This is a genomic window from Corynebacterium meridianum, assembly GCF_016342265.1.
GTDB classification, from domain to species: Bacteria; Actinomycetota; Actinomycetes; order Mycobacteriales; family Mycobacteriaceae; genus Corynebacterium; species Corynebacterium meridianum.
The window spans coordinates 264,861-288,741 of sequence record NZ_JAEIOS010000012.1; the positions used below are offsets into that span (position 1 = coordinate 264,861).

Below are 23,881 nucleotides of genomic sequence, written 5' to 3' on the forward strand. Positions count from 1 at the left end.
GGTGTTCACACCGTGAATCTCCCCAGCACCTCCTCGTGGAGCAGACCGTTGGTGGCCAGTGCATCGCCACCGGAAGGGCCGTCGACCCCGGAAAGGGAAGTGAAACGACCGCCCGCCTCGGTGACCAGGATCGACAGTGGGGCGAGGTCCCACAGTTCCACCTCGGGCTCGGCGGCGATGTCCACGGCGCCTTCCGCGAGCAGGCAGTAGGAGAGGAAGTCACCGAAGCCGCGCAGACGCCACGTGTCGTCGGAGAGTTTCAGGAATGCGTCGAGCATTCCCCGGTCCCGCCAACCGTCCAGGGAGGAGAAGGACACCGAGGCGTCCGATATCTCCGACACCCGTGACACCGCGAGGCGCTTCGGTGAACCACCGGAGAAGGAACGCCAGGCGCCCTGCTCCTCCGCGGCCCACCAGCGGCGGGCCAGTGCGGGTGCGCTGACCACACCGACGACGGGCTTCCCGTCGACGAGCAGGGCGATCAGTGTGGCCCACACGGGGACGCCGCGGACGTAGTTCTTCGTGCCGTCGATCGGGTCGATCACCCACTGGCGCCCCTCCAGGGTGGCGTCCCCGCCGAACTCCTCGCCGAGGACGGCGTCCGCCGGCCGTGCCGTGGACAGCCGTTCGCGCAGTAGTTTCTCGCACGCCAGATCCGCGTCGCTCACCGGGGTCATGTCCGGCTTCGATTCCACGGACAGGTTCGCGGCCTCGAAGCGGTCGAGGGTGTGGGCGTCCGCGAGGTCCGCGAGTTCGAGGGCCAGGGCGAGATCGTCAGCGTAGGTGTTCATGAATGCCAATGGTAGGCCAGATTCCCGGAGTCGATGGGGTACGGGAGGGGAAGTCGAAGGAGGGACACTCGCGAACAAATGAAAAGAATCACATAGACAAATGTTCCACGATTGGGTCACAATGGGGCCAGGAACCACAGGGCGGCCGCCCGGCCCCCTCCCCGACAACACATGAGGAGCTGCGCCATGAGCACCGAATCCACCCCGCACATCAACCCCAAGGGCGCCCCCATCGCCGAGACCATCCTGCTGCCCGGTGATCCGCTGCGTGCCAAGTTCATCGCCGAGACCTACCTCGAGGACGCCGTCCAGTTCAACGACGTCCGCAACATGCTCGGCTACACCGGCACCTATCAGGGACGCGAGATCTCGGTCATGGGCTCCGGAATGGGCATCCCCTCCATCTCCCTCTACTCCTGGGAGCTGATCAACGTCTTCGGTTGCCGCAAGCTCATCCGCATCGGATCCTGCGGTGCCCTCCAGCGGGAACTCGATCTCTACGAGGTCGTCGTCGCGCAGTCCGCGTCGACCGACTCGAACTTCCTCTCCCAGTACAACGTCCCCGGCACCTACGCCCCGACCGCCTCCTGGCGGCTGCTGTCCGCCCTGCAGGAACAGGCCCGTGAACAGGGCGTGGAGACGCACGTCGGCAACATCCTGTCCAGCGACATCTTCTACCACGCCGATGAGACCGCGAATGACCGCTGGGCGAAGATGGGGGTTCTCGCCGTCGAGATGGAGACCGCCGGCCTCTACGCCGTCGCAGCCGCCAACGGCGCCGACGCACTCGGCCTGTTCACCGTCTCCGACAACATCGTCACCGGCGCCAGGACCACGCCCGAGGAACGGCAGACCGCGTTCACCCGCATGATGGAGCTCGCCCTGCCGCTCGCCGGCGCCTAGAACACCCGCCCGTGACAAGGAGCGAAACAATGGACAACCCCACCCCGGCAGCGCGCGGTGTCAACCCCAAGAGGGCTGTGCCGATCCTGCTCTTCAGTTTCGTGTTCTGCCTGGTCATCGACAACGGTTTCAAGTTCATGTCGAAGCCGATCGCCGATGCCCTGGATCTCAGCGTCACCACAGTCAGCCTGCAGGCCACCCTCGCAGGCATCGTCATCGGTATCGGTGCGGTGGTCTACGCGGCCCTCGCCGACGCGTTCTCCATCCGGTCCCTGATGATCACCGGCATAGCCCTGATCGTCACGGGTTCACTCATCGGCTTCTTCTTCCAGAACATCTGGCCGATGGTTCTCGCCGGTCGCGTCATCCAGACCACCGGTCTCGCGGCGGCGGAGACCCTCTACGTCATCTACGTCACCAAGTACCTGGATGCGAAGGACCAGAAGACCTATCTCGGCTTCTCCACCTCCGCATTCCAGGCGGGACTGCTCTTCGGCATCCTCGGATCCGGATTCCTGGCCACCACCGTGTCCTGGACGGCGATGTTCCTCGTCCCGCTGATCCTCGTGTTCACCATCCCGCTGCTGATCAGGCGGGTCCCGCCGGCGAAGGCCGTGTCCAGCCACCTGGACGTGCTCGGTCTCTTCCTCATTGCGGTCATCGCGACCTCGGTCATGCTGTTCATGCAGGACTTCAACTGGCTCTACCTGGTCCCGGTAGTTCTCGGCACCGCGTGCTTCATCTGGCACATCAGTGCGCACAGGGACGCTCTGGTCCGTCCGGAGTTCTTCACCAACAGGCGCTACGTCTGGGCGCTCGTCCTCGTGCTCGTCGTCTACTCCGTGCAGCTGGCCTACATCTTCATGTTCCCGTTCGCCACCGCTGACCTCCACGGAATGGAGATCGACCAGGCCTCGATGCTGCTGGCCCCCGGCTACGCCGTCGCCATCGTCGTGGGTGCCCTCTCCGGCAAGATCGGAAACCACCTCACCTCACGGCAGACCATCGCCGTCGCGCTCGGCGGGATCGTCCTCGCACTGGCGCTGCCCGCGGTGTTCACGACCGCGGGTGTCGCGGTCCTGGTTGTCTCGATCATCCTCTTCGCCTCGGCGTTCGCGCTGCTCTACGCGCCGCTCGTGTCCACCGCGATCTCCACGATCCCGGCGGAGAAATCCGGTGTGGCCATCGGTTTCTACAACCTGACCATCAACATCGCCATCCCGGTGGGCATCGCCTACACCGCGAAGCTCATGGACCTGAAGTTCGAGTTCTTCCGCTTCGCCACGACCGCCTCCTCGGACACCGGCGTCCGGTACGCCACGGTCCTCTGGATCATCACCCTGGTCGCCGTGACCGGCAGCGCGGTCTACCTCCTCGCTGACCGCCGCATGACGGCCGATGAGAAGCGTGACGCCACCCCGGGTGGTGCGGAGCACCAGCGGTCCCCGCTCCCGGCCGGATCTGACCGGGCCGAAACCGGCCCGGTCGGCAACGACTGACACACGAAGAGCCGCCCCGTACCAGGCATCCGGTACGGGGCGGCTCTTCGTGACGTAACAACGGGCCCGGGATCAGTCCTCCGGGTAGATACCGCCGCTGGCCTGACGGAAAACGTACGCGAGGGCGGCCATGTACGCGGGCATGGTGATGAGCAGACCGAGCCCGAGCGGAATGGCCGAGACCAAGATGATGAGACTCCACAGAAGGGAGAACCCGAGCAGGGAGAGGTAGTTTCGGCTGCCGGCCTGGAAACCGCGGTTGACGGCGTCGCCGAAGGACGCCCCCTGGTCGAGGACGAAGAGGTACATCAGCATGTACAGGGGTGCGAGGAACAGGAGTGCGAGGTTGATGAGCATCTGGACGATCATCGCGATGTCCGTGTCTGACCCGTACAGCATCGGAATGAGGTACGGAATCCCACCGGTGACGAGGTTGACGATCAGCGCGAAGACGATGGTCTTCCCGAGATTGGGGTTGCTGAAGAAATCACCGAAGGTGATCTTCGCGCCGTCCGCCGCCCTCAACGCCGCGGCGGCGAAGGTCACCTGTACGGCGACCATCAACAGTAAGAAGAGGATCATCGCCAAGGGGTTGAATCCACCGGCGACCGACGGGGATGTCGTGGCGGTCTCCGGGTCGAAGGCACCGGACGCCGCCATGGTGCTCATCGTCATGAAGGTACCGACGGTGAACACCGCGGTGCATATGACACCCACGATGAGGCTGCCGACGATCCACGCCGCGGGCGAGGCGAACACGGTTCGGAAACCGTAGCTGATGCTCTCCACGGCGCGGACCTTCCCGTCGCCCTGCACCAGACGGCGCCCACCGGCACCGTAGGGTGCGGCTCCGGCGTAGCCGGATGAACCGTAGGGGTCGTTGGGTGCGCCGTAGCCGGGATATCCGTTGGCGGGACCGGAGGAGGCGTTGGATGCCCCGTAACCGGAGTCGGTGTCGTCGGACCAGTAGTCGGGGTCGTCGGCGCCACCGTAGGGATTACCGGAGCTGTTGTCGTTCTCCGGGTGGTAGTCGCCACCCGGATAGGAGGGGTAATTGTCCTTGGCCACTGTGTGTTCTCCTCTTGTCTGCACCGGCAGGTGCGTTAACGGTTCTCGCGGGCGGAGTCTCGTAGTCTATCCGCAACGGAGCCGGTCACCCCTTTCCAAGGGCGATCGCCCCCGGTTGAGGCCCGTCGGAACTCCACCGGGTGATTCTCCGTCCTGTATAGGTCAACCGAGTGTGCCCCGCAAGGGGGTACCGGACCGACGTGACGTGAGACCGGGGCCTATTCGTAGCGCAGGGCATCGATCGGGCGCATCCGTGCCGCTTTCTCGGCGGGGTAGAACCCGAAGAACACCCCGATCCCCATGGAGAATCCGAGAGCGACGACGACCCCGATGACCGGTGGAAGGACGGTTTTGCCGAGGAAGTGCGCGCCGACCATGCCGAGCACTCCGCCGAGCAGCACACCGATGACGCCACCGACCAGGCAGATGATCATCGACTCGATGACGAACTGACGTCTGATGTCGCCGTTCCGGGCGCCGAGCGCCTTGCGCACACCGATCTCCCGGGTCCGTTCGGTGACCGTCACGAGCATGATGTTCATCACCCCGATACCACCGACGAGCAGGGAGATTCCCGCGATGACGGAGAGCCCGATGCTCAGTGAATCGATGATGGTCTTGAGGACATCGAAATCCTTGCTCATGTCCCGGGCGGAGGCCGTGAACTCCGGATCATCGGCGTACGCGAGCTCCAGGAAGGAATTCAGGTCCGCGAGGAGCGCTTCCCCGTTCTCACCGGGAGCGGGCCGGACCGACACCTGATCCCAGAGCCCGGGATCATCGTTGTCGAGCCGGGACTCGACGGTCCAGGGGGCGTAGACCCTGTACTCCTTGAATGAACCGGCGAGCAGCCCACCGGTCTGATCCTCCGCGAGCACGCCGACGATCATCAGCGGGAACGTCGATCCGTCGGACGCGGTGTAGTCGATGGTCTCACCGAGCGCACCCGCGGCGTCGCCGGCGAACAGCGCATCGATGACGGGCTGATTCACCACGGCGACGGACCGTTGACCGGTGATGTCGTCGTCGGCGAGCGTACGGCCGTACCCGATTTCGGAGCTCTGCATCGCCATGAAGTCCGGATTGACGGCACTGAGTGTGACGTTGTGGGTGGTCTCCGGATCATCGGAGGGTGCGGCCTCTCCGGGATGGAACGACATCGATCCCACCGACACGCCACTTATCCGGCCAGCGAACCGGTCGGAGAGGGTGTCGATGAGTTCGGGGGTGATCTTCGAGGACCTGGCAATCGGCTCCGGTGGGGTGTACATGAACGCGTTGGCGTCTGTGGTCTGCTCCTCGCCTTCCTCGGGGCGCGACTCGACCTTGACGGTGTAGTCGTTGACGCCGGCGGCCGCGAGCCCCTCCACCATCTGCGCCTTCAGGGAAGCCCCTAGCGTCAGGATCGCGATGACCGACGAGATGCCGATGATGACGCCCAGCAGGGTCAGCAGGGAACGCATCTTGTTGCTGCGGAAACTCCCCAGGGCGAGACGGATCGCCTCAGCGTAGGTCACGGGACCATCACCCCGTTGTCCAGTCGTCCGTCGGTCATGGTGACGGTGCGGGTCGTCTCCGCGGCGAGTTCCGGATTGTGCGTGATCAGGACGATCGTCTTCCCCTCCCGGGTGTTGAGCTCGTGGAATATGTCCATGACGAGGCGTCCCGTCACGGAGTCCAGTGCGCCCGTCGGTTCATCGGCGAGAATCAGGTCCGGATTGTTCGCGAGCGCCCGCGCTATCGCGACGCGCTGTTTCTGACCGCCGGAGAGTTCGTTCGGGTTGTGGCTGATCCGGTCTCCCATTCCGACGAGATCGAGGAGTTCCGCCGCGCGCCGGGCGCGCTCCTTCCGCCCTACGCCGGCGTACATCATCGGCATCTCCACGTTCCGTGCGGCGCTCATCCGGCCGATCAGGTTGAAGTTCTGGAACACGAACCCGATGTGGTGGTTCCGGTACTCGGCGAGCTTGTCACCGGGCATGCGCAGGATGTCGACCCCGCCGAAGGTGTAGCTGCCGGTCGTCGGGTAGTCGAGGAGTCCGATGATGTTCATCAGCGTCGATTTGCCGGATCCCGAGGCGCCGACCACCGAGACGAACTCGCCGTCCAGAACCGTGAAATCACACCCCGGGAGCACCGTCAGTTCGTTGTCCGTACCGATGTTGAAGGTCTTCGTGATCCCGTGCATCTCGAGCAGGAGACCGGAGTCCCGGGGACCCGGGGCCGCTGCCGCCGTGGGTGCCGGGGTGTGTTCCGACACCGGTGGTCCCGGGACCGGGGCGTCGCGCTTGTCCGGATCGCGTCTCCTCCGACGGCCGATCATCGGCCGTCGTTCCCGTCGTCATCGGTCTGGAGCGTGACCTTCTGGCCGATGAGATAGCGGTGGGTGGATCCCTGGTTGATCACCTTGTCCCCCTTCTTCAGCTCCCCCCCGGTGACGGCAACCGTGAAGTCCCCTGCGGTACCCAACGTGACGGCCCGTTCCTCGACGGTGCCGTCGTCGGTGACGACGAGGACGGCCTTCGTGCCGTCGTCGCGGTCGTAGGCCGCGTCCCGGGACACCGCCATGGTGTCCGACTCCTCCGCGAAGGTGATCGTGATCTTCGCTGAGCCGCCGATCAGGAGTCCGTCGGTGGGGCCGTCGACGGTGATGACGACCTCGAAGGTCGGTTTGGTGTCCTTCGCGCCGCCTCCGGTTCCGGCGCCGGCGGCACCACCGGCTGATGCCGCGGATTCCACCGCCGCTGCGACGGGGGAGACGGACCTGACGGTTCCCCTGTAGGTGCGCGACCCGGTGGCGGGGGTGGTGAACTCCGCCTTCGCGCCGGGGGACAGCTTCGCGACGTCGATCTCCGGGACCTGGGTCGTCACCGTGAGTCCGGTGTCGTCGGCGATCGTCACGATCGATCCCGAAGCCGGTTTGCCGACCTCCGCGGGCACCGCGATGACGAGCCCCGCGAACGGTGCCCGGACGGTACCCGAGGCGATGTCCGCGTTCAGTGCCTCCGCGCTGCGGCTGGTCCCGGACCGGGTGGCCTGGGCGGACCGCTGCGCCTGCTCGACACCGCTGGCCAGGGTCTGCAGCTGGTGGCGGCTGTTGAGCCGGGCGGTCTCGAGTGCGACGGCCGCATCCTTCTTCTGCTCGAACGCCGCCGCGACCGCACGCTGGGACTGGGCGAGGTCTGCGTCCACCGTGCGGAGGGCCGTGTCGTAGGCCTGCTGCTGGCGGTTGAGGGACTGGACCGAGTCCGCGAGCCCCGCGACCGACTCGACGGTGCCCAGGTGTGCGTTGATCTCCGCCTCGGGGATGACACTGTCCGACCCCCGGCGGGTGTCGATCGACGCTTGCAGGGATTCGATCTTCGCGGTGATTTCCGCGGTCTTCCGCTGATCCCCGTTCGCCGCGGCGAGTTCCCGACGCAGCTCTTCCAGCGTTGCGAGATCGGCCGCGAGTGCGGTGTCGTTCTCCGCGTCGCGGGCTTCCGCGGCGACTGACCCGACTCCGGCGCGTGCCACGTTGACCGACGCGGAGAAGACCTGTTTCCGGGCCGCCTCGACCGCCTGTTCCTGGGTGATCAACCGCTCATCACGTCCGGCGTCGACGTTGTTCTTCTTCTCCTCGAACGCGCGGCGGGCATCCTCGTAGGCCGTCGTCGCCGTCCGGAGCGCGGATTCGGCACCGTTGATCTCCGGATTCAGGCCCTCACTCAGGCCCTCCTGGTACTGGTCGTACGCCTGCTGTGCCTGTTCGACCCCGTTGACGGCGCCTGCGACGGCATCGGCCTGCTGTGCCTGCTGGTCCCGCAGGGCACGCTCCTGTTCCGAGACGTCGATGGTCGCGATGATCTGGTCAGCCTCGACCCGGTCGCCCACGGCGACGTTCAGGGTCTCCACCGGTCCGGTGAGCGCGGTATTGATCGATCTCGTGTTTCCCGCAGAGACCGTGCCCCGGGCCTGGAGTTCCTGGGAGACGTCGCCGATCTCCACGACGCGGTACTCGTGCGGTGCCAGGGTCGCTTCGCCGTCGGAGCCGCAGCCCACCAGACCCAGGGTGAGCACGGAGGTGGCGACCAGCACCCGGAGGGTGCCTGACGTGGGCCTTGCGTGGATAGGGGAAAGATGGATTCGGCGCACGGGAGACAGCGGTCCTTTCGCTGGGGGCGAACAGAGATAGTCACCCCCACCCTAGGAGCGGACGACTTCCCCGATCCAGGTTCCACCCCCGTTCAAGGAACCGGTGACATCACCCCCTCGGCCCGCCGGTGATGGTCAGGACCAGGCGGCGGTGATCTCCTCCACCGCCAGTCGGTTCCCGGCGACGCACCACGTCTTTCCCCCGGCCTCGATCTTCCGGCACACGCCCCCCGAGCCCTCGACGAGAGCTCGCCCCGGCAGCCAGTCCCAGTCCGCGACACTGTGCTGGATCCACGCGCCGAAACGTCCCTCGGCCACCCCCGACAGATCGATGGACCCCGCGCCGAGCATCCGGAGCGTCGCGAAGCGCGTGGAAACCGCGAGCCAGGCGCCGAGCACCGCGTCATCGGCCAGGAATGTCGGATGAATGTAGGTGGCGAGGGATATCTCCGGGCAGGAGGCGTCGGAGAGACCCGCGACCGCAGATCCGTTCACGGTGGTCGGCATCTCCGGGCCGCCCAGATGGGTGATGTTGTGGGACGGGCGGTGCACCGCACCGAAGTACACCCTGGACGGCGCCGGGGGTGGTCCCTCGACCAGAGCGATCGCGGAACAGAAGTAGTCCGACCCCGCAGTGAAGTTGTAGGTGCCGTCGACCGGGTCGATCACCCACGTACGACCCGACGTCGATTCCCGGGCCGCCCCCTCCTCGCCGAGGATCCCGTCGTCCGGCCGGAGCGTGGACAGGGCGTCTGCGACGAACGCCTCCGCGGCACGATCCGCCTCTGTCACGACGTCGGAGACGGACGTCTTGTAGTCGACCCCGAGCCCACCGCTGTCGCGGATGGTGAGTGCCAGCTGACCGGCGGTGGCGACGAGGGCACACGCCAGTTCCGGGTCGGCCGAATGCCGGTGGCTGTCGACGAAAGCGGAGACCAGTGCGCGGATGTCGGTGCCGAAAAGACGCCTGAGTTCGGCGGGCACCGGGTCCGACGGGCGGATCCCGGATTGTGCGGTGGGGGGAGAGGGGTTGGTTGACGGGTCCTTGCGCCGGTACTGCTCGCTCATGCTGCCCATTGTGCACCGTCACGGTAGGGTTAACCACTGTGCAACCTGATGTAACCGCAGACCTCAATGAACTCGACGCCACGCTGACCACCATCGAGAAGGTGATGGATCCCGAGGCGATGGCCGACCGCGTCCGCGAGCTCGAGGCACAGGCCTCCGACCCCACGCTGTGGGACGACCCCGAGCACGCCCAACAGGTCACCTCGAAGCTGTCGCACATGCAGGCCGAGCTGCGCAAGGTAGGTGAACTCCGCCAGCGGCTCGAGGACCTCCCGGTCATGTACCAGCTCGCCGAGGAGGAGGACGAGTCCACCGACCTCGTCGACGAGGAGCGTCGCGATCTGCGTGCCGACATCGAGGCCTACGAGGTCAAGACGATGCTCTCCGGTGAGTACGACGCCCGCGAGGCCGTCATCAACATCCGTTCCGCGGCCGGCGGCGTCGACGCCGCCGACTGGGCGGAGATGCTCATGCGCATGTACACCCGCTGGGCCGAGAAGGCCGGGCACAAGGTCGACATCTACGACATCTCCTACGCGGAGGAGGCGGGCATCAAGTCCGCCACCTTCGTCGTCCACGGCGACTACACCTACGGCACGCTCTCCGTTGAACAGGGCACCCACCGCCTCGTGCGGATCAGTCCGTTCGACAACCAGGGCCGGCGCCAGACCTCCTTCGCGGAGGTCGAGGTCCTGCCGGTGGTGGAGACCACCGACCACATCGACATCCCCGACAACGAGATCCGCGTCGACGTCTACCGTTCCTCCGGCCCCGGCGGGCAATCGGTCAACACGACTGATTCCGCGGTCCGGCTGACCCACGAGCCCACCGGCATCGTCGTGACCTGCCAGAACGAGAAGTCCCAGATCCAGAACAAGGCGTCCGCGATGCGGGTCCTCCAGGCCAAGCTCCTGGAGCGCAAGCGGCAGGAGGAACGTGCCGAGCTCGACGCCCTGAAGGGCGACGGCTCGAACTCGTGGGGGAACCAGATGCGCTCCTACGTGCTGCACCCGTACCAGATGGTCAAGGATCTGCGCACCAACTTCGAGGTCAACGACCCTTCGAAGGTCCTCGACGGGGAGATCGACGGATTCCTCGAGTCGGGCATCCGCTGGCGGATGGCCGAACAGCAGAAAGAGAGCTGATCCGGCGTAGTCCCGGTTCTCCGGGCCGCTGTCGAACCTGAAAACGATAGACAGCCCCCTTCCCGATACATCGGAAGGGGGCTGTCTCCGCGTGCGGGGTTTCCGCAGCGGCCGGTCGCCGCAGGCTCTAGCGCACCGGAACGCCCGGACCGAGAGGCAATCCGAGGAAGTACCAGACGAGGAAGAACAGGAACCAGCCCACCAGCATCGCGATGGAGTAGGGCAGCGCCAGGGACATCAGCGTCCCGATGCCGGCCCGCTTGTAGTAGCGCTGCAGGAAGGTCAGTGCGAGGGCGAAGTAGGGGCTCATCGGGGTGATGATGTTGGTGGGGGAGTCGCCGATGCGGAAGAGCATCTGGCTGACCTCGGGGGAAACGCCGACGTACATCATCATCGGGACGACCACCGGGCTCATCAGCGCCCACTGCGCGGAGCCGGAGGTCACCATGAGGTTCAGGACGGCGACCAGCAGAACGAACAGGCCGAACAGGACGGGGTTCGGCAGGTCCGCCCGGGAGAGCAGCTCCGCGCCGTGGATCGCCGACCAGACACCGAGGTTGGACCAGTTGAAGTAGGCGAGGAACTGGGCGACGGCGAAGAACAGCACCATCATGGGGACGAGGGTCCGGATCCCCTTCGCCATGAACGCGGGGACGTCGGCGGCCTCGGTGATGGTTCCGGTGACCCGCCCGTAGATGATGCCGACGATGAGGAAGTACAGGGCGATGGCCACGGCGATGGAGCGGATCAGCGGTGAGTCCATGACGGCGCCGTCCTCACCCTGGAGGGGTGACCCGGGGACGAACATCGCGGCGAAGTAGGCGGCCAGCAGCACGAGGGACCAGACGGCGACCCGAACCAGTCCGCGCTTCTCCACATCGTGGAGTCCGAGACGTGCCTCGTCCCGATCGTCACCGTCGGTGTCTCCGTCGTCGCCGGTCGCGGTGTCCTCATCAGTCGAGGAGTCGGCGTCAGCGCTCGTGGAATCGGAATCAGCGTCCCGGTTCGAGGCGTTCGGTGGGGTTTCCCCGAAGCTGGCTGCCTCGTAGTCCACGTCATCATGGTCGACGAGCTCGCGGGCTTTGTGCCGCACAAACAACTCGGTGACCGCCGTGATGATGAGTGCCAGAACGACAGCGGAGGGAACGACGAAGAAGTAGTTCGCCAGCGGCGAGACTTCGTAGCCGGGTTCGACGATCTCCGCCGCGGACGTCGACAGGCCCGCGAGCAGGACGTCGGTGATGTTGAGGATCAGTGAGGAGTTGAACCCCGCGGAGCTCGCCGCGAAGGCGACCATCGCGCCGACGATGGGGGAGCGGCCGACGTGACGGAAGGCGGTCGCCCCGATGGGGATGAGGATCACGTAGACGGCGTCGGACGCGATGGATCCGGTGACACCGGCCAGTGCCACGACGAACGTGAGCATCGTCGGTCCGACCCGGCCGATCGCGCCCCGGATCGCCGCACCGATCAGCCCCGAGTGTTCGGCGACGGCGACACCGAGCATCACGATGATGATGAGGCCGAGTGGCGGGAACGAGGTGAAGTTCGGGACCGCCTCGTTGATCATCCGCTGCAGGCCCTCCGCCGACAGGAGGTTGGTCACCTGAACTTCTTCGCCGGTCGACGGGTTCGTGGCGGTCATGCCGATCTTCTCGCCGATGAAGCTGGAGACGAGGACCAGCCCGGAGAGGATCACGAAGAGCCAGAACGGGTCGGGGAGCATGTTCCCCAGGCGCTCGACGAGCCCGAGGAAGCCGGTCGCGTGTTCCCGCTTCTTCCCGTCTTCGGTGGAGTTGTCCGGTGTCCGGGTGGTGGTTGCCTTGTTGTCGGTCATTGCTTCTCGCGACTCCTGGTGTCGGTTCGTGACCACGGGGGTACGGGGCAGATGCTGCGGGGTGGTGCTGGCGCTACCCCGGTCCGGGGTACCTTACCGAGACAGCAACCGCGTGACGACGGTAGCTACTGTCGTTCCCCCCGCCGGTTGTCCGGTCGGGACCGGCGCCCGAGGTTCCCCTGGGCGTAGGGTCACGGTGGGATGATTCGGGTGTCGCCGGGAAATCGCAGGTCACAGCAGCGCCACAGTTCCAGGCAAGGAAGTGGTCAGAGTTTCGCCAGTGGCTGCAATCAACTAAGGTGACGGGTGTGATCACCTTCGACCAGGTAACAAAGACGTACAAGACCTCGACCCGCCCCGCGCTGGACAATGTCTCGGTGCAGATCGACAAAGGGGAGTTCGTCTTCCTCATCGGCCCCTCCGGGTCCGGCAAGTCGACGTTCCTGCAACTGATGCTCCGCGAGGAGAACGTCACCTCGGGTGACGTCCACGTCGGCGATTTCCACGTGAACAAACTCCGCGGTGCCCAGGTGAACAAACTACGCCAGCGGGTCGGTTACGTGTTCCAGGACTTCCGGCTGCTGTCCAAGAAGAACGTCTACGACAACGTCGCGTTCGCGCTCGAGGTGATCGGCAAGAAACGTAGCGTCATCGAGAAACTCGTCCCCGAGACCCTCGAACTCGTCGGGCTGGAGGCCAAGGGAAACCGGTTCCCGGCCGAGCTCTCCGGCGGCGAGCAGCAGCGCGTCGCCATCGCCAGAGCCTTCGTCAACAGGCCCCTCGTGCTGCTCGCCGATGAGCCGACCGGCAACCTCGACCCCGAGACGTCGAACGACATCATGCTGCTGCTCAACCGGATCAACCGCACCGGCACCACCGTCGTCATGTCCACGCACAACGCGCAGGCCGTCGACGCCATGCGCCGGAGAGTCATCGAGCTCCACCTCGGCAAGCTCGTCCGTGACGACACCCACGGCGTCTACGGCGTCGGACACTAACCCACCCGGTCACCTTTCTAGGAGAATCAGAAAACAGCATGCGATACCGATTCGTCGCCCGCGAGGCGTTCCAGGGGCTGGGACGGAACCTCACCATGACCATCGCCCTGATCATCACCACGGCCATCTCCCTGGCACTGCTCGCCACGGGCTTCCTGGTCACCGGCATGACCGAACGGACCAAGGACATCTACCTGGACCGCGTCGAGGTGATGGTGCAGCTCGACGAAGAGATCTCCGCCAACGACTCCGACTGCTCGACCGAACCGTGCCGCGAGGTCCTCAACACACTCGACGGCTCCGACGGTGTCGAGTCCGTCATCTTCCGCAGCCGCGAACAGTCCTACGACCACTTCGTCGAGGTGTTCAAGGACACCGACCCGACGCTGGTTGAGGCGACGTCCCCCGACGCGCTCCCCGCGGCGGTCCACGTCCGACTCGAGGACCCGCTCGACACCTCGCCGCTCGACCCGGTCCGCGATCTTCCGCAGGTCGACACCGTCATCGACCAGATCGACGATCTGCAGTCCGCGACCGACAACCTCGACGCCGTCCGGAACGCCACATTCCTCGTCGCCGCCATCCAGGCCCTCGCCGCGATCTTCCTCATCGCCAACATGGTGCAGATCGCCGCGTTCAGCCGCCGCGAGGAGATCTCCATCATGCGCATGGTCGGTGCCTCCCGCTGGTTCACCCAGGCGCCCTTCGTCCTCGAGGCCGTCATCGCCACCCTCCTCGGCTCCGTGTTCGCGGTACTCGGGCTCATGGCGGGCAAGAGCTTCGTCGTCGACAAGGCCCTGAAGGGCCTCTACGACTCGCAGCTCATCGCACCGGTGACCACCGGTGACATCTGGGTCATCGCGCCCGTCGTCGCCCTCGTCGGCGTCGTGTTCGCGGCGATCACCGCGCAGGTCACCCTCCGCCTGTACGTGCGGAAGTAACGCCCGTATTCCCGGCCGCCCGCCCCTCCCGCGACAGCGGTGAGTGAGGCGGGCGTCGTCATGTGCCGGGTGCGGTAACATCGGACGGGTTATGGCTAAGAAGAAGAAAAAGGCGAATGAAAATCCGGTGATCGCCACTAACCGGAGAGCGCGCCACGACTACAAGATCCTCGACACCCACGAATGCGGCATTGTGCTCGTAGGCACCGAGATCAAGGCGCTGCGTGAGGGCAAGGCCAACCTCGTCGACTCCTTCGCCATGATCGACAACGGGGAGGTGTGGCTGCACAACCTCAACATCCCCGTATACTCCCGCGGTTCCTGGACGAACCACACGCCCCGACGCACGCGCAAGCTCCTGCTGCACCGCAACGAGATCGACTCCCTCATGGGTAAGGTTCGCGACGGGCGGCGCACGCTGGTGCCCCTCAAGCTGTACTTCGTCGGCGGACGCCTGAAGGTCGAGCTCGGTCTCGCCGAGGGCAAACAGGACTACGACAAGCGCCAGGACATCAAGCGCCGCACCGAGGAACGGGAGATCACCCGTGAGCTCGGCCGCCGCATCAAGGGCATCAAGGGCTAGTTCCCGGCCTGTGGCAGGCCCCGGTCGGCGCAGTTAACATCGTTTTCCAGAGCGCCGATCGATCGAGGAGGAGTCTGTCTGACCGTGGAAACCTGGCACATCGACCACCCCGGGATGGGCCGAATCGAGCTGATCCTCGATTCCCCGGAACGCCTCCGCGAACTCGACTCCGGCTGGCCGATGTCCAAACAGGATGTCGAAGGCGTGGAAGAAGCCGGCGGAAGCGTGGACAAACAAGCTAAGAAGGAAGCTGACTGGGCGGACACCGCAGCCTTCGGGCTGACGGCAACCAACGGCTTCCTCGGGAAGACGGTCCCGATGGTGGGTCGGCTGCCGCTGGTGGGGGCCCGCACCGCGAAACTCGAGGCAGGGGCGGCCCGCATCCGGAAGGCCGGGGAGAAAGGGGTGCTCATCACTGTCGACGGCGTCGTACGGGGACGACTTCCCCTCGTGCAGGACACCACCGTGCGGATCGACGAAACCATCTCCTCCGGCACCTACAGCCGGAACGACAGGAAGAGACGCGGCGCCCGCCTGAAGATCGACGCGAACGCCTTCCACGAGGTCCGATCGGTCATCCTCCGTCGCGCCGGCGACGAGATCATCGAATTCACCCCGCCACCCGGATCGCCCGCCGAGGACCGGTACCGGCAGATGGAGGAGACCCCCTGGAAAAGAGTGCTCTACCCGTTGGGTGCGGGACTGGGCAAAGCGGGTTGGGCCATTGCCGCCCTGGTGCTGCTGCCGCTCATCGGCCGCATCATCGGGACTATCCTCGACTGGATCATCGAACGTCTGCCCGACGTCGACATCCCGTGGCCCGACATCACACTGCCGTCCATCCGGTGGCCGGACATCAGACTGCCCTCCATCCCGTGGCCCGATCTCAACCTCCCGTCGATCCCGTGGCCCGACTACGAGATACCCGGATGGTTGGAATGGCTGCTCGAGCACCCGAAGGTGTGGACACCCATCGTCCTCGGGGTCGTCATCGGGCTGATCTCACTGCGCAACAGCCGCAAATCCAGGGAGACCCGGAGACGCTGGGAGCGGGAACAGGCCGGGAGTGATATCGGGAAGACGCAGCCGGCGGTGTCGTCCCGGCGAGTCGATGGCGGGGAGACACCCGAACCGCCCCCGGAACCGGATGATCCCGCCGGTCGGTGAAGCTGCTTGCGGGTGGGGGTCCCGCAGCGTAAAGTGAGTGATCCTGTGGTCAACGTACGACCCACCACAGGACTGTGGAACCCACCGGTTGCCCTGAGGGAAATCGGGAAGAACGCAGGATGCAAGGGGCTGATATGGTTTCGACTTCGTGCATCAAGCCAGGGGAAGCGTGCCGGTGCAGGCTAGAGACCACCGTAAGCGTCGTAGCAACCTCATAAGCGCCGAGAACACTCAGCGCGACTACGCCCTCGCTGCCTAATACCAGCGACCGCGTGTCTGTCGGCCCAGGTTCGTCCCTGACCTGGTAGCCGGCATCGATCAAGGGACTTGCCGTCCGGCCGCGTCAGCGGGGCCGTACGGGACTCTCACCGCTGACTGGGCCCATCATCCGGAACGTGTTCGTCCGAGCCGGAGGGCCGAGCAGAGATCAGGCGCGAACTGCGCACGGAGAAGCCCTGGCGCGATTGCGGAGGACCCGGGTTCAATTCCCGGCAGCTCCACCAAAGGCCCCTTACCTGTTAACGCAGGTAAGGGGCCTTTTTTCGAAGCTTCAGACAGCTGGCATTTCATTCTTGCCCACACTTTGCCCACAATCTTCTGTGAACAGGATTGCTCCGAGTGTGCTAATCAGTGGGTCCAAGTCATCTGGAAAGAGGTGGCCGTACCTGCTCAGCGTCATTGTGGCATCTTTAGAGTTTCGCCCAGCGTGAATCAGGCTTACTCATTCCTGAGAATGATGTAGGCGCTACGTCTTGTCGACATCGTCGTTTTCTTTAGCTTCCGCTTTAGTGCGGGGCATTAGGTCATCAAATTCGGATTCTTCGACGGACGCGTCCTGAGCTTGTGACTTCTCTTCGTTTGGGGCAAGGTCTTGTTCGGTCTGAACGATCTTCTCTAAGCCTTGGATAGCTGCTGCATCCTCTATGGGCGTTGTACGACGAACATTCACATTCAGCCTGCCCTTGACCCATCCAACTACCGGTTGTGCGACAGGTACAATTACGGCACCAGCAGCTAAGCCTGCAAAAAATACTTTCGGTGCTGCCTTGGTGACAGCCTTTCGCTGGATCTTTTCGATCATTGGGTCGACGCCGCCGGAACGCTTGGCTAGCTCGACAATCTCTTGATATTGCCCTAGGTTCCCCATCGCCCAATCATACCCTGGTCGCATCATTTGGCGCGGAGAGCACTGGCTTGAGAAGTTCATGTTTTGTGTCAGGAAAAGTGTATTTCGCGTAGCTTCTTCGATGCGCCGAAGAACCTGAAACCTCTAGTCAAGTGCTGGGCGCACCGCTACTGCCCGGCATCGACACCTACCTCACCCCGGTTACCACCACGACCCTGCGCCCGTGACGTACTCCCAAACCGGTAGAGACCTCGAAATCAGATGGAGCATGTCGGTGACAGATACGGACGCGAATCCGCGGGGTGTCCTCGAAAAGGAAAGCGGCGCATCCCTGCAGACGGAGTGCAGCGGCCAGTGCAGTACCCATCTATCGGTGAAGTGTCAATTGCGCCCTGCACGGGGACCGACGCCTGTTTCATTGGACCAGATTCCGAGACGAATCACGCGCTGTCCGTGGGTTCTGGCTCGCGATCCCAGCCGGTGAGGGGATGATTCATAGGCGATACCGTACGAATAGGAACGGGGGCAGTCTCTGGTAGCGGGGTCTTTTCTCTTTGTGCGGTACTGATCTAGCTGCGTTCGGTGCCGGTCTTGTAGACGTTGGCGTCGACGCCCGCGAACTCTGCATCGTCGAGTTCCACGCCTGCGTTGGCGGGCGTGCGCCTGGTACCGAAGAAGAGGAGGTTCAGCAGGATCGCGGTGAACGCGCCGGTGGTGATGCCCGAGTTGAACACGGTCCCGAACCAGTTGGGGAACTGCTCGAACAGGGTCGGGTGCATGACCGGAAGCAGGCCCATCGTCAGAGAGACCGCGATGACCAGGACGGAGTTCTGGTTCATCTCCAGCTTTGTCAGGGTCTTGATACCGGAGGCCGCGATCATGCCGAACAGTGCGGCGGTGGCCCCACCCAGAACCGGGGTCGGGACGGCGGCGATCACCGCGCCGAGCTTGGGCAGCAGGCCGAGTACCACCAGGATGGCGCCCGCGCCGGCGACCACGTAGCGGGACCGTACCCGGCTCATGGCCAGCAGGCCGATGTTCTGGGCGAAGGCGGTGTACGGGAAGGTGTTGAACACGCCGCCGAGCATGGTGGAGAATCCGTCGGCACGCAGGCCGTCGGCGATCTGGCGGGGAGTGGCCTTCTTCCCGACTATCTCGCCGGCGGCGAGGAAGTCGCCGGTGGCCTCGACGAGGGTGACCAGTCCGACGAGAACGAGGGCGATCACCGCGGAGATCGGGAACTCGGGGAACCCGAAGTGGAAGGGGGTGGCGACGCCGATCCAGTGTTCCTCCCCGACACCGGAGAGGTCGACCTTGCCCATGAATGCGGCGACGACGGTGCCGACGGCGAGCCCGATGAGGACGGAGGTGCGGGCGATGGCGACGGGGGCGAAGCGCTCGACGACGAGGACGACGAGGAGGGTGAACAGTCCGAGGCTGATGTTCGCGACGCTGCCAGCGTCATCGGCGTAGCCGCCGGAGATGTTGGTCGCGGCGACCGGGATGAGTGACAGCCCGACACAGGTGATGACGCTGCCTGTCACCAGGGGCGGGAACATCCAGAGGATCCGAGCGAAGACCGGGGCCATGAGGAACATGAACAGGCCGCAGGCCAGGACTGATCCGTAGATTGCGGCGGGGCCGTAGTTCACGCCGATGACGATCATCGGTGGGACGGCGGTGAAGGTGCAGCCCTGGACGATCGGCAGGCGTGCGCCGAGCCGCAGGAAACCGACGCACTGGAGGATCGTGGCGATTCCGGCGACCAGAAGGTCGGCTGTGATCAGGTAGGGCAGATCGGACGGCTGCATTCGGCCGGCCTCGATCATCGCGCCACCCAACACGAGCGGAACCGCGACGGCTCCGGCGTACATGGCCAGAACATGCTGGAAGGACAGCGGCCACAATTGTGCGGCCGGTGGAATCTGGTCGACGGGATGGACGGAGTTGTCGGGGGTGTCGAGTGCGGTGGACTCGTTCTTCGGGGAGCTCAACGTGGCGGACCCATCTGATCAAGAGTTGTCGGGGGCGTGGGGGACCACCGTCGGGACCGTCCCGGGGTGATCAGGTTGACCAGGGGAGGACCTGTGCCCCGCCCCCTGGCCGGTGTGCATGATCGGACACCGGTTGAGACTCTAGTACGAGTTGTCTGACAGGGCCCAACAAGTGCTGCGGGAACAGCAGTGGCTTATCGCCTGGAACACAGACGAAGGCCCCGGCCGGGTGCTTGCTCCGGGCGGGGCCTTGTTCGGTGGGACGGCCCAGCTACTTGGACTCGTCCTCATCGTCCTCGGGGTCGATCTCCTTCTTGGACAGGCTCATCAGTTCGTCGACGTGCTTGGGAAACTCACCGACGTGGAACTTGGTGGTTTCCGAGTCGTCGGCGAGATTCATCAGCGCGACGTTGGCGTAGTCGGTGACGAGCAGGTACTCGGGCATTTCGGTCTGTGCGGCCAGGGTCTGCAGTGCTCCCTGGATGGCGTCCTCCAGGTTGGAGCCGGGCTTCTTCATGACTCCCGCGATGACGCCGGGCCAGTAGACGGACAGGGGATTGTCGGAGCCTTCGGACAGGCGCTCGGCTTCGTCGAAGCTGGTTGCGACGCGGTCCGGGTCGGTCCCGAAGGCCTGGAACAGGCCGGTGAAGAACTGGCGGACGTCGGTGTCGTCGATCTTGGCGTCGCCGCCGGCGAAGCTCTTCGCTCGGTCGGCGCGGGCGTCCGCGAAGACGGTCAGGTTGTCGACGATGGTTTCACGGTCCAGGTTGTATTCTTCGTTGCTCATGGTCGACGAGTGTACGTGCGGGATCGGGAACCTGCACCCTTCCGGTCGCCCGGACCGCACCGTGCCGGGGCAGTGGCTCTGCGGAAGTTGCTGGTGCAGGTTAAAGTCTTGGGGTATGAAACCTGAGCGAGGAAAGACGCGGATCCGGTGTGTTCCGTTCTTCCTCATGAACTGTGGTGGGGTGTGGGCATGAATCTCGAGGACCTGACCGATAGCGCACAGAACTACCTGAAGTGCCTGTGGACGCTGTCCGAGTGGACCGGTGGCGCGGTGACCCCCTCGGAGGTGGCCCGGCACCTGGATCTGCGGCCGTCGTCGGTGTCGGATCAGATCCGTCGCCTGACGCTGGCGGGGCTCGTCGATCATGCACCGTACGGCTCGGTGACCCTCACCGACGAGGGGCGCGCGCTGGCGTTGCAGATGGTCCGGCGCCACCGGCTCGCCGAGACCTTCCTCGCGGAGATGCTGGGTTATGAGTGGGACGAGGTGCACGAGGACGCCGATCGGCTCGAACACGCGATCTCGGAGAAGATGCTCGAGCGTATCGACGCCGCGCTCGGTCACCCGGAGCTGGATCCGCACGGTGACCCCATCCCGTCCTCCGACGGGGGCCTGCCCGACCGTATTCTGCGGCCTTTGGTCGACTGCTCTGTGGGGGACCACATACAGATGAGCCGGATCCGCGATGCGGACCCGGCTGTGCTCCGGCACCTCGGGAGCCTGGGGATAGTCCCTGGCGCGGAGTTCGCTGTGACCGACACCGGTGCGACGTCCGGCGTGATGCTCCTGAGGTCGGGGGATCTGGGGCGGGATATCCCGCTCGCCCGGGACATCGCGGCGAGCATCCGGGTACTGCCCGTGTCCGGGCAGCCCGTCGACGGGGCGTGACGCCTGTCCGTCAGTCTTCGTCGGAGTTCAGCGGAACCGGTCTCCAGTAACTCCGTGCGGAGTGCACGAGGGGATCGGGGCGGTCGCCGGCGATGTACGTCTCCACGCACTGGGCCAGCACGATCCTGGATCCGCCGACCGGGATGGTGGTGAGGATCCTCGCGCGCAGTGTGGCGCCGAGACCCCGGATCACCGGGAGCCCGGTCGGACCGGGAAGGTGATGGACACCCTCGAACCTGCTTATCCCTGACGTCGAGAAGCGCCTGGCCAGGTGGGCGTCATCGACACCGAGGGCATGGACCATCACCTCCTCCGCGGCTTCCACCGCGGGCCAGGAGGAGGAGCCTGCCTGGAGGGAGAAGAGCAGGGTGGGCGGATCGAGGGCCACCGAGGCCACCGATGATGCAGTGAATCCCACCGGTTCGCCGTCCTGGTCGGTGGTGGTGATGATCCACACCCCTGATGCGCAGCCGCGGAAGAACGTTCTCAGACCTTCGCCTGTGGGAAGTGCGTCTGAACTCATTTCTCGTCGATCCGGGTTCCCGCCTTGGCTCCGGACCGCAGGGAGTAGATCTCCTCGACGGAGATGACCACGGCGTGCTTCGGGGTGCCCATCCCGTTCTCCTTCGCGAAGGCGACGGCGTTGTCCCACGCGGGACCCTCGTTGAACAGTTCGGCGGTGCCGATGAACCGGTATCCGTCGAGTGCCTCACGGTCGATGACTGCGACGGCGAGGCGGGAACCGGCCTCGATGTTCGCGAGGTGCTGGCCGCCGGTGTTCTCGTTGAAGATCAGGTGCGTGTCATCGAGGACCCGCAGCGACCGTTTGGGGCCGATGTTCGGGGTGCTCGGATCGGTGACCGTCGCGAGAATCGGCAGCTGGGCACCCAGCATCTCGCGCATCTCGGTGGTGATGACTGGCATTGTTGGTTCTCCTTGGAGCGTCGGGTACGGTTACCGGCGTCAGTATAGTTCGTTGGGCCGTAAATGAAAGTTCGTGATGGTGTCGCCATGTCGGAACCTCATATCGTCTACTTCTCATCAGTCTCCGGGAACACCGCCCGCTTCGTCGACAAGCTGGGCATCCCCGCCGAACGGATCCCGCTGCGGGCGAAGGAACCGCAACTCGAGGTGGCCGAGCCGTTCGTGCTGATAACCCCGACCTACGGCGGGGGGTCCCGGGCCAAGGCCGTTCCCAAACAGGTCATCAGGTTCCTCAACAACCCGGACAACCGCGCACTGCTCCGCGGCGTGATCACCAGCGGAAACACGAACTTCGGTGAAGCCTTCTGCTGTGCCGGCCCCATCATCGCCGCGAAATGCGGCGTGCCCGAGCTCTACCGCTTCGAGCTCCTCGGAACCACGCGAGACGTCGAGCGGGTACGCGCCGGGCTCACCGAATTCTTCACCGACGCACCCACCATCCGGGTGGGTGCCGACAAGTAACCCCGGAAGAGAGCAAAAGTCATGACAATCGCAGATTCACTCACCCCGCCGCAGTGGCGCCCCGGTGAGACCCGCCCCCTCCGGCCGGTCAACTGGAACCGCCTGGACGACGAGAAGGACCTGGAGATCTGGCAGCGGCTGACCGCCAACTTCTGGCTCCCGGAGAAGGTTCCGCTGTCGAACGATGCCGCCCAGTGGCGGAACATGGATGAGAACACACGCCAACTCACGGTAAAGGTGTTCACCGGCCTGACCCTCCTGGACACGGTGCAGGCCACCGTCGGTGAGATCTCGCAGATCCCCGATGCGCGAACCGAGCACGAGCAGGCCGTCTACGCGAACATCGCGTTCATGCAGGCGGTGCACGCCCGCTCCTACTCCTCCGTATTCAGCACCCTGTGCTCCACCACGGAGATCGACACCGCATACGCGTGGGCCACGGACAACCCGCTGCTGCAGCAACGGGCGACCGCCGTCATGGAGCACTACTACGGAGATGACCCGCTCAAGAGGAAAGTGGCGGCGACGCTGCTGAGTTCCCTGCTCCTCTACGCGGGCTTCTACCTGCCACTGCGGTTCTCCGCCCGCGGCCAGATGATGAACACCGCGGACATGATCCGGTTGATCCTCCGGGACAAGGCCGTCCACGGCTACTACTCCGGGTACAAGTACCAGCGGGGCCTCGACGCCCATCCCGAACGGCGCGCGGAGATGGAGGACTTCACGGGGAACTTCGTCGACGAACTGCTCCGGATGGAGCTCGAATACTCGTCCGACCTCTATGAGGGATTCGGCCTCATCGACGGTGTGATGGCCTTCGTCCACTACAACGCCGACAAGGCGTTGATGAATCTCGGATACCCGGCCCGCTTCGAGGAAGAGGCGGCGGGTGTCGAGCCGGACGTGCTCGCGGCGCTGGCGCCGGAATCCAGCGAGACCCACGACTTCTTCTCCGGTTCCGGATCCTCGTACGTGATCGGCCGGGCCGAATCGACGGAGGAATCCGACTGGGATTTCTGAGTCCCGTTAACCCTGGGTTCACACGACGCGGTCACCGCCGCCCGGCCACAGTCGGATGGCGGTGACCGGGTCGTGTGCGAAGGGGCTACCCCCTTCGCGGAGGGGGCCGGCAAACCAGCGGGAACTGGAACTCACGGGCGGGGTTTGAGCGGAAATAGCCTTCTACCGGCCATTTTGCGTGTGTGGTGGGGTGTGTGTAGATTGATGCGAGTCAGCGCGGCCGGCGGGTTTGTTTGGTTGGTCGGGTTGGTGGTTTGAGTCTGGTTGTGGCCTCGGGTTGACATGATTCGTGGGTGTGGCTAAGGTTGGACGAGTCGCTGTTGAGGCGCTGGTTGTTCTGGTGTTGAGATGGTGTACATGTGATGTTTGAGAACTCGATAGTGTGCCAATGTATCTTGCCGGCAGGCGGGACCGCCTTTGTGGGTGGTTGTGTTTGTTGGTTGGGTAATTGTTTTTTTGATTCGTTTCCGGATCATTCATGGTCGT

At 64.9% G+C, this 23,881-nt stretch carries 21 protein-coding genes, 1 other RNA gene and 1 pseudogene; 11 read left to right on the forward strand and 12 right to left on the reverse strand.

Annotated features, from left to right (window positions below; genetic code table 11):
• Positions 1-5: 5 nt before the first annotated feature.
• A complete protein-coding gene (hisN, locus tag JDV75_RS07690; RefSeq protein WP_198738673.1) occupies positions 6-791 on the reverse strand; it encodes a histidinol-phosphatase in 786 nt (261 codons plus the stop codon).
• Positions 792-977: 186 nt separating this feature from the next.
• Here hisN and deoD point away from each other — a divergent pair, with 186 nt between their 5' ends.
• Both deoD and JDV75_RS07700 read left to right on the forward strand, forming a co-directional pair.
• A complete protein-coding gene (gene deoD / locus JDV75_RS07695; RefSeq protein ID WP_198738674.1) occupies positions 978-1,694 on the forward strand; it encodes a purine-nucleoside phosphorylase in 717 nt (238 codons plus the stop codon).
• Positions 1,695-1,723: 29 nt separating this feature from the next.
• Positions 1,724-3,100: pseudogene (locus JDV75_RS07700) on the forward strand (MFS transporter); the annotation flags it as partial.
• Positions 3,101-3,265: 165 nt separating this feature from the next.
• Here JDV75_RS07700 and JDV75_RS07705 read toward each other — a convergent pair.
• The 5 genes from JDV75_RS07705 to JDV75_RS07725 all read right to left on the reverse strand — a co-directional run bounded on the left by JDV75_RS07705 (position 3,266) and on the right by JDV75_RS07725 (position 9,463).
• Complete coding sequence (locus tag JDV75_RS07705; protein ID WP_198738676.1) at positions 3,266-4,261, reverse strand: DUF2189 domain-containing protein; 996 nt, start codon at positions 4,259-4,261, stop codon at positions 3,266-3,268.
• Between the two features lie 218 nt (positions 4,262-4,479).
• Complete coding sequence (locus JDV75_RS07710) at positions 4,480-5,778, reverse strand: ABC transporter permease (protein WP_198738677.1); 1,299 nt, start codon at positions 5,776-5,778, stop codon at positions 4,480-4,482.
• Positions 5,775-6,449: an ABC transporter ATP-binding protein gene (locus JDV75_RS07715; protein WP_198738711.1), complete on the reverse strand. Its 675-nt coding sequence runs from the start codon at positions 6,447-6,449 to the stop codon at positions 5,775-5,777. Before JDV75_RS07715 ends, JDV75_RS07710 begins: the two co-directional genes overlap by 4 nt.
• Positions 6,450-6,580: 131 nt before the next feature.
• Positions 6,581-8,395, reverse strand: coding sequence for an HlyD family efflux transporter periplasmic adaptor subunit (locus JDV75_RS07720; RefSeq protein ID WP_198738678.1), 1,815 nt, complete (start codon positions 8,393-8,395; stop codon positions 6,581-6,583).
• A 135-nt stretch (positions 8,396-8,530) separates the two neighbouring features.
• On the reverse strand, positions 8,531-9,463 hold the full coding sequence (locus JDV75_RS07725) for an inositol monophosphatase family protein (RefSeq protein WP_198738679.1): 933 nt from the start codon (positions 9,461-9,463) through the stop codon (positions 8,531-8,533).
• Positions 9,464-9,501: 38 nt separating this feature from the next.
• Here JDV75_RS07725 and prfB point away from each other — a divergent pair, with 38 nt between their 5' ends.
• Positions 9,502-10,608, forward strand: coding sequence for a peptide chain release factor 2 (gene prfB, locus JDV75_RS07730; protein ID WP_198738680.1), 1,107 nt, complete (start codon positions 9,502-9,504; stop codon positions 10,606-10,608).
• A gap of 127 nt (positions 10,609-10,735) precedes the next feature.
• Here the strand turns inward: prfB and JDV75_RS07735 are convergent, their stop codons facing one another.
• Positions 10,736-12,334 (reverse strand): AbgT family transporter, encoded by a 1,599-nt coding sequence (locus tag JDV75_RS07735; protein WP_232958359.1) that lies wholly within the window; start codon positions 12,332-12,334, stop codon positions 10,736-10,738.
• 419 nt (positions 12,335-12,753) lie between these two features.
• On the opposite strand from JDV75_RS07735, the gene ftsE reads away from it, so the two are divergent.
• From ftsE to ssrA, 5 genes are all read left to right on the forward strand, one after another.
• Positions 12,754-13,443 (forward strand): cell division ATP-binding protein FtsE, encoded by a 690-nt coding sequence (gene ftsE / locus JDV75_RS07740; RefSeq protein ID WP_198738682.1) that lies wholly within the window; start codon positions 12,754-12,756, stop codon positions 13,441-13,443.
• Positions 13,444-13,481: 38 nt separating this feature from the next.
• Entirely contained in the window at positions 13,482-14,384 is a 903-nt protein-coding gene (ftsX, locus tag JDV75_RS07745; RefSeq protein WP_198738683.1) for a permease-like cell division protein FtsX, read from the forward strand.
• Between the two features lie 91 nt (positions 14,385-14,475).
• Positions 14,476-14,967, forward strand: a complete 492-nt coding sequence (gene smpB, locus JDV75_RS07750; RefSeq protein WP_198738684.1) for an SsrA-binding protein SmpB — start codon at positions 14,476-14,478, stop codon at positions 14,965-14,967.
• An 84-nt stretch (positions 14,968-15,051) separates the two neighbouring features.
• Positions 15,052-16,134 (forward strand): hypothetical protein, encoded by a 1,083-nt coding sequence (locus tag JDV75_RS07755; protein ID WP_198738685.1) that lies wholly within the window; start codon positions 15,052-15,054, stop codon positions 16,132-16,134.
• A gap of 125 nt (positions 16,135-16,259) precedes the next feature.
• Positions 16,260-16,637, forward strand: a transfer-messenger RNA (tmRNA) gene (ssrA, locus tag JDV75_RS07760).
• A 242-nt stretch (positions 16,638-16,879) separates the two neighbouring features.
• Here ssrA and JDV75_RS07765 read toward each other — a convergent pair.
• The 3 genes from JDV75_RS07765 to JDV75_RS07775 form a co-directional block, all read right to left on the reverse strand.
• On the reverse strand, positions 16,880-17,341 hold the full coding sequence (locus JDV75_RS07765; RefSeq protein ID WP_198738686.1) for a hypothetical protein: 462 nt from the start codon (positions 17,339-17,341) through the stop codon (positions 16,880-16,882).
• A gap of 488 nt (positions 17,342-17,829) precedes the next feature.
• Positions 17,830-19,254 carry a nucleobase:cation symporter-2 family protein gene (locus JDV75_RS07770; protein WP_198738687.1) on the reverse strand — a complete coding sequence of 475 codons (1,425 nt, stop codon included), beginning with the start codon at positions 19,252-19,254 and terminating at the stop codon, positions 17,830-17,832.
• Between the two features lie 271 nt (positions 19,255-19,525).
• Positions 19,526-20,041, reverse strand: coding sequence for a type IIL restriction-modification enzyme MmeI (locus tag JDV75_RS07775; RefSeq protein ID WP_198738688.1), 516 nt, complete (start codon positions 20,039-20,041; stop codon positions 19,526-19,528).
• Positions 20,042-20,230: 189 nt separating this feature from the next.
• On the opposite strand from JDV75_RS07775, the gene JDV75_RS07780 reads away from it, so the two are divergent.
• Positions 20,231-20,929 carry a metal-dependent transcriptional regulator gene (locus JDV75_RS07780; protein ID WP_198738689.1) on the forward strand — a complete coding sequence of 233 codons (699 nt, stop codon included), beginning with the start codon at positions 20,231-20,233 and terminating at the stop codon, positions 20,927-20,929.
• A gap of 10 nt (positions 20,930-20,939) precedes the next feature.
• On the opposite strand, the gene JDV75_RS07785 is transcribed toward JDV75_RS07780, so the two are convergent.
• Together JDV75_RS07785 and JDV75_RS07790 are read right to left on the reverse strand one after the other, a co-directional pair.
• Positions 20,940-21,452 (reverse strand): flavin reductase family protein, encoded by a 513-nt coding sequence (locus JDV75_RS07785; protein ID WP_198738690.1) that lies wholly within the window; start codon positions 21,450-21,452, stop codon positions 20,940-20,942.
• On the reverse strand, positions 21,449-21,853 hold the full coding sequence (locus JDV75_RS07790) for a pyridoxamine 5'-phosphate oxidase family protein (protein ID WP_198738691.1): 405 nt from the start codon (positions 21,851-21,853) through the stop codon (positions 21,449-21,451). Before JDV75_RS07790 ends, JDV75_RS07785 begins: the two co-directional genes overlap by 4 nt.
• 87 nt (positions 21,854-21,940) lie before the next feature.
• On the opposite strand from JDV75_RS07790, the gene nrdI reads away from it, so the two are divergent.
• Both nrdI and nrdF read left to right on the forward strand, forming a co-directional pair.
• Positions 21,941-22,375 carry a class Ib ribonucleoside-diphosphate reductase assembly flavoprotein NrdI gene (gene nrdI / locus JDV75_RS07795; RefSeq protein ID WP_232958324.1) on the forward strand — a complete coding sequence of 145 codons (435 nt, stop codon included), beginning with the start codon at positions 21,941-21,943 and terminating at the stop codon, positions 22,373-22,375.
• Between the two features lie 21 nt (positions 22,376-22,396).
• Complete coding sequence (gene nrdF, locus JDV75_RS07800; RefSeq protein WP_198738693.1) at positions 22,397-23,395, forward strand: class 1b ribonucleoside-diphosphate reductase subunit beta; 999 nt, start codon at positions 22,397-22,399, stop codon at positions 23,393-23,395.
• Positions 23,396-23,881: the final 486 nt, after the last annotated feature.

Coding starts and splice junctions, on each gene's coding strand:
- hisN (WP_198738673.1), bottom strand. CDS start 791: ATGAACACCTACGCTGACGATCTCGCCCTGGCCCTCGAACTCGCGGAC.
- deoD (WP_198738674.1), top strand. CDS start 978: ATGAGCACCGAATCCACCCCGCACATCAACCCCAAGGGCGCCCCCATC.
- JDV75_RS07715 (WP_198738711.1), bottom strand. CDS start 6,449: ATGCACGGGATCACGAAGACCTTCAACATCGGTACGGACAACGAACTG.
- JDV75_RS07725 (WP_198738679.1), bottom strand. CDS start 9,463: ATGAGCGAGCAGTACCGGCGCAAGGACCCGTCAACCAACCCCTCTCCC.
- JDV75_RS07735 (WP_232958359.1), bottom strand. CDS start 12,334: ATGCTCCCCGACCCGTTCTGGCTCTTCGTGATCCTCTCCGGGCTGGTC.
- ftsX (WP_198738683.1), top strand. CDS start 13,482: ATGCGATACCGATTCGTCGCCCGCGAGGCGTTCCAGGGGCTGGGACGG.
- smpB (WP_198738684.1), top strand. CDS start 14,476: ATGGCTAAGAAGAAGAAAAAGGCGAATGAAAATCCGGTGATCGCCACT.
- JDV75_RS07765 (WP_198738686.1), bottom strand. CDS start 17,341: ATGAACTTCTCAAGCCAGTGCTCTCCGCGCCAAATGATGCGACCAGGG.
- JDV75_RS07775 (WP_198738688.1), bottom strand. CDS start 20,041: ATGAGCAACGAAGAATACAACCTGGACCGTGAAACCATCGTCGACAAC.
- JDV75_RS07780 (WP_198738689.1), top strand. CDS start 20,231: ATGAATCTCGAGGACCTGACCGATAGCGCACAGAACTACCTGAAGTGC.
- JDV75_RS07785 (WP_198738690.1), bottom strand. CDS start 21,452: ATGAGTTCAGACGCACTTCCCACAGGCGAAGGTCTGAGAACGTTCTTC.
- JDV75_RS07790 (WP_198738691.1), bottom strand. CDS start 21,853: ATGCCAGTCATCACCACCGAGATGCGCGAGATGCTGGGTGCCCAGCTG.
- nrdI (WP_232958324.1), top strand. CDS start 21,941: ATGTCGGAACCTCATATCGTCTACTTCTCATCAGTCTCCGGGAACACC.
- nrdF (WP_198738693.1), top strand. CDS start 22,397: ATGACAATCGCAGATTCACTCACCCCGCCGCAGTGGCGCCCCGGTGAG.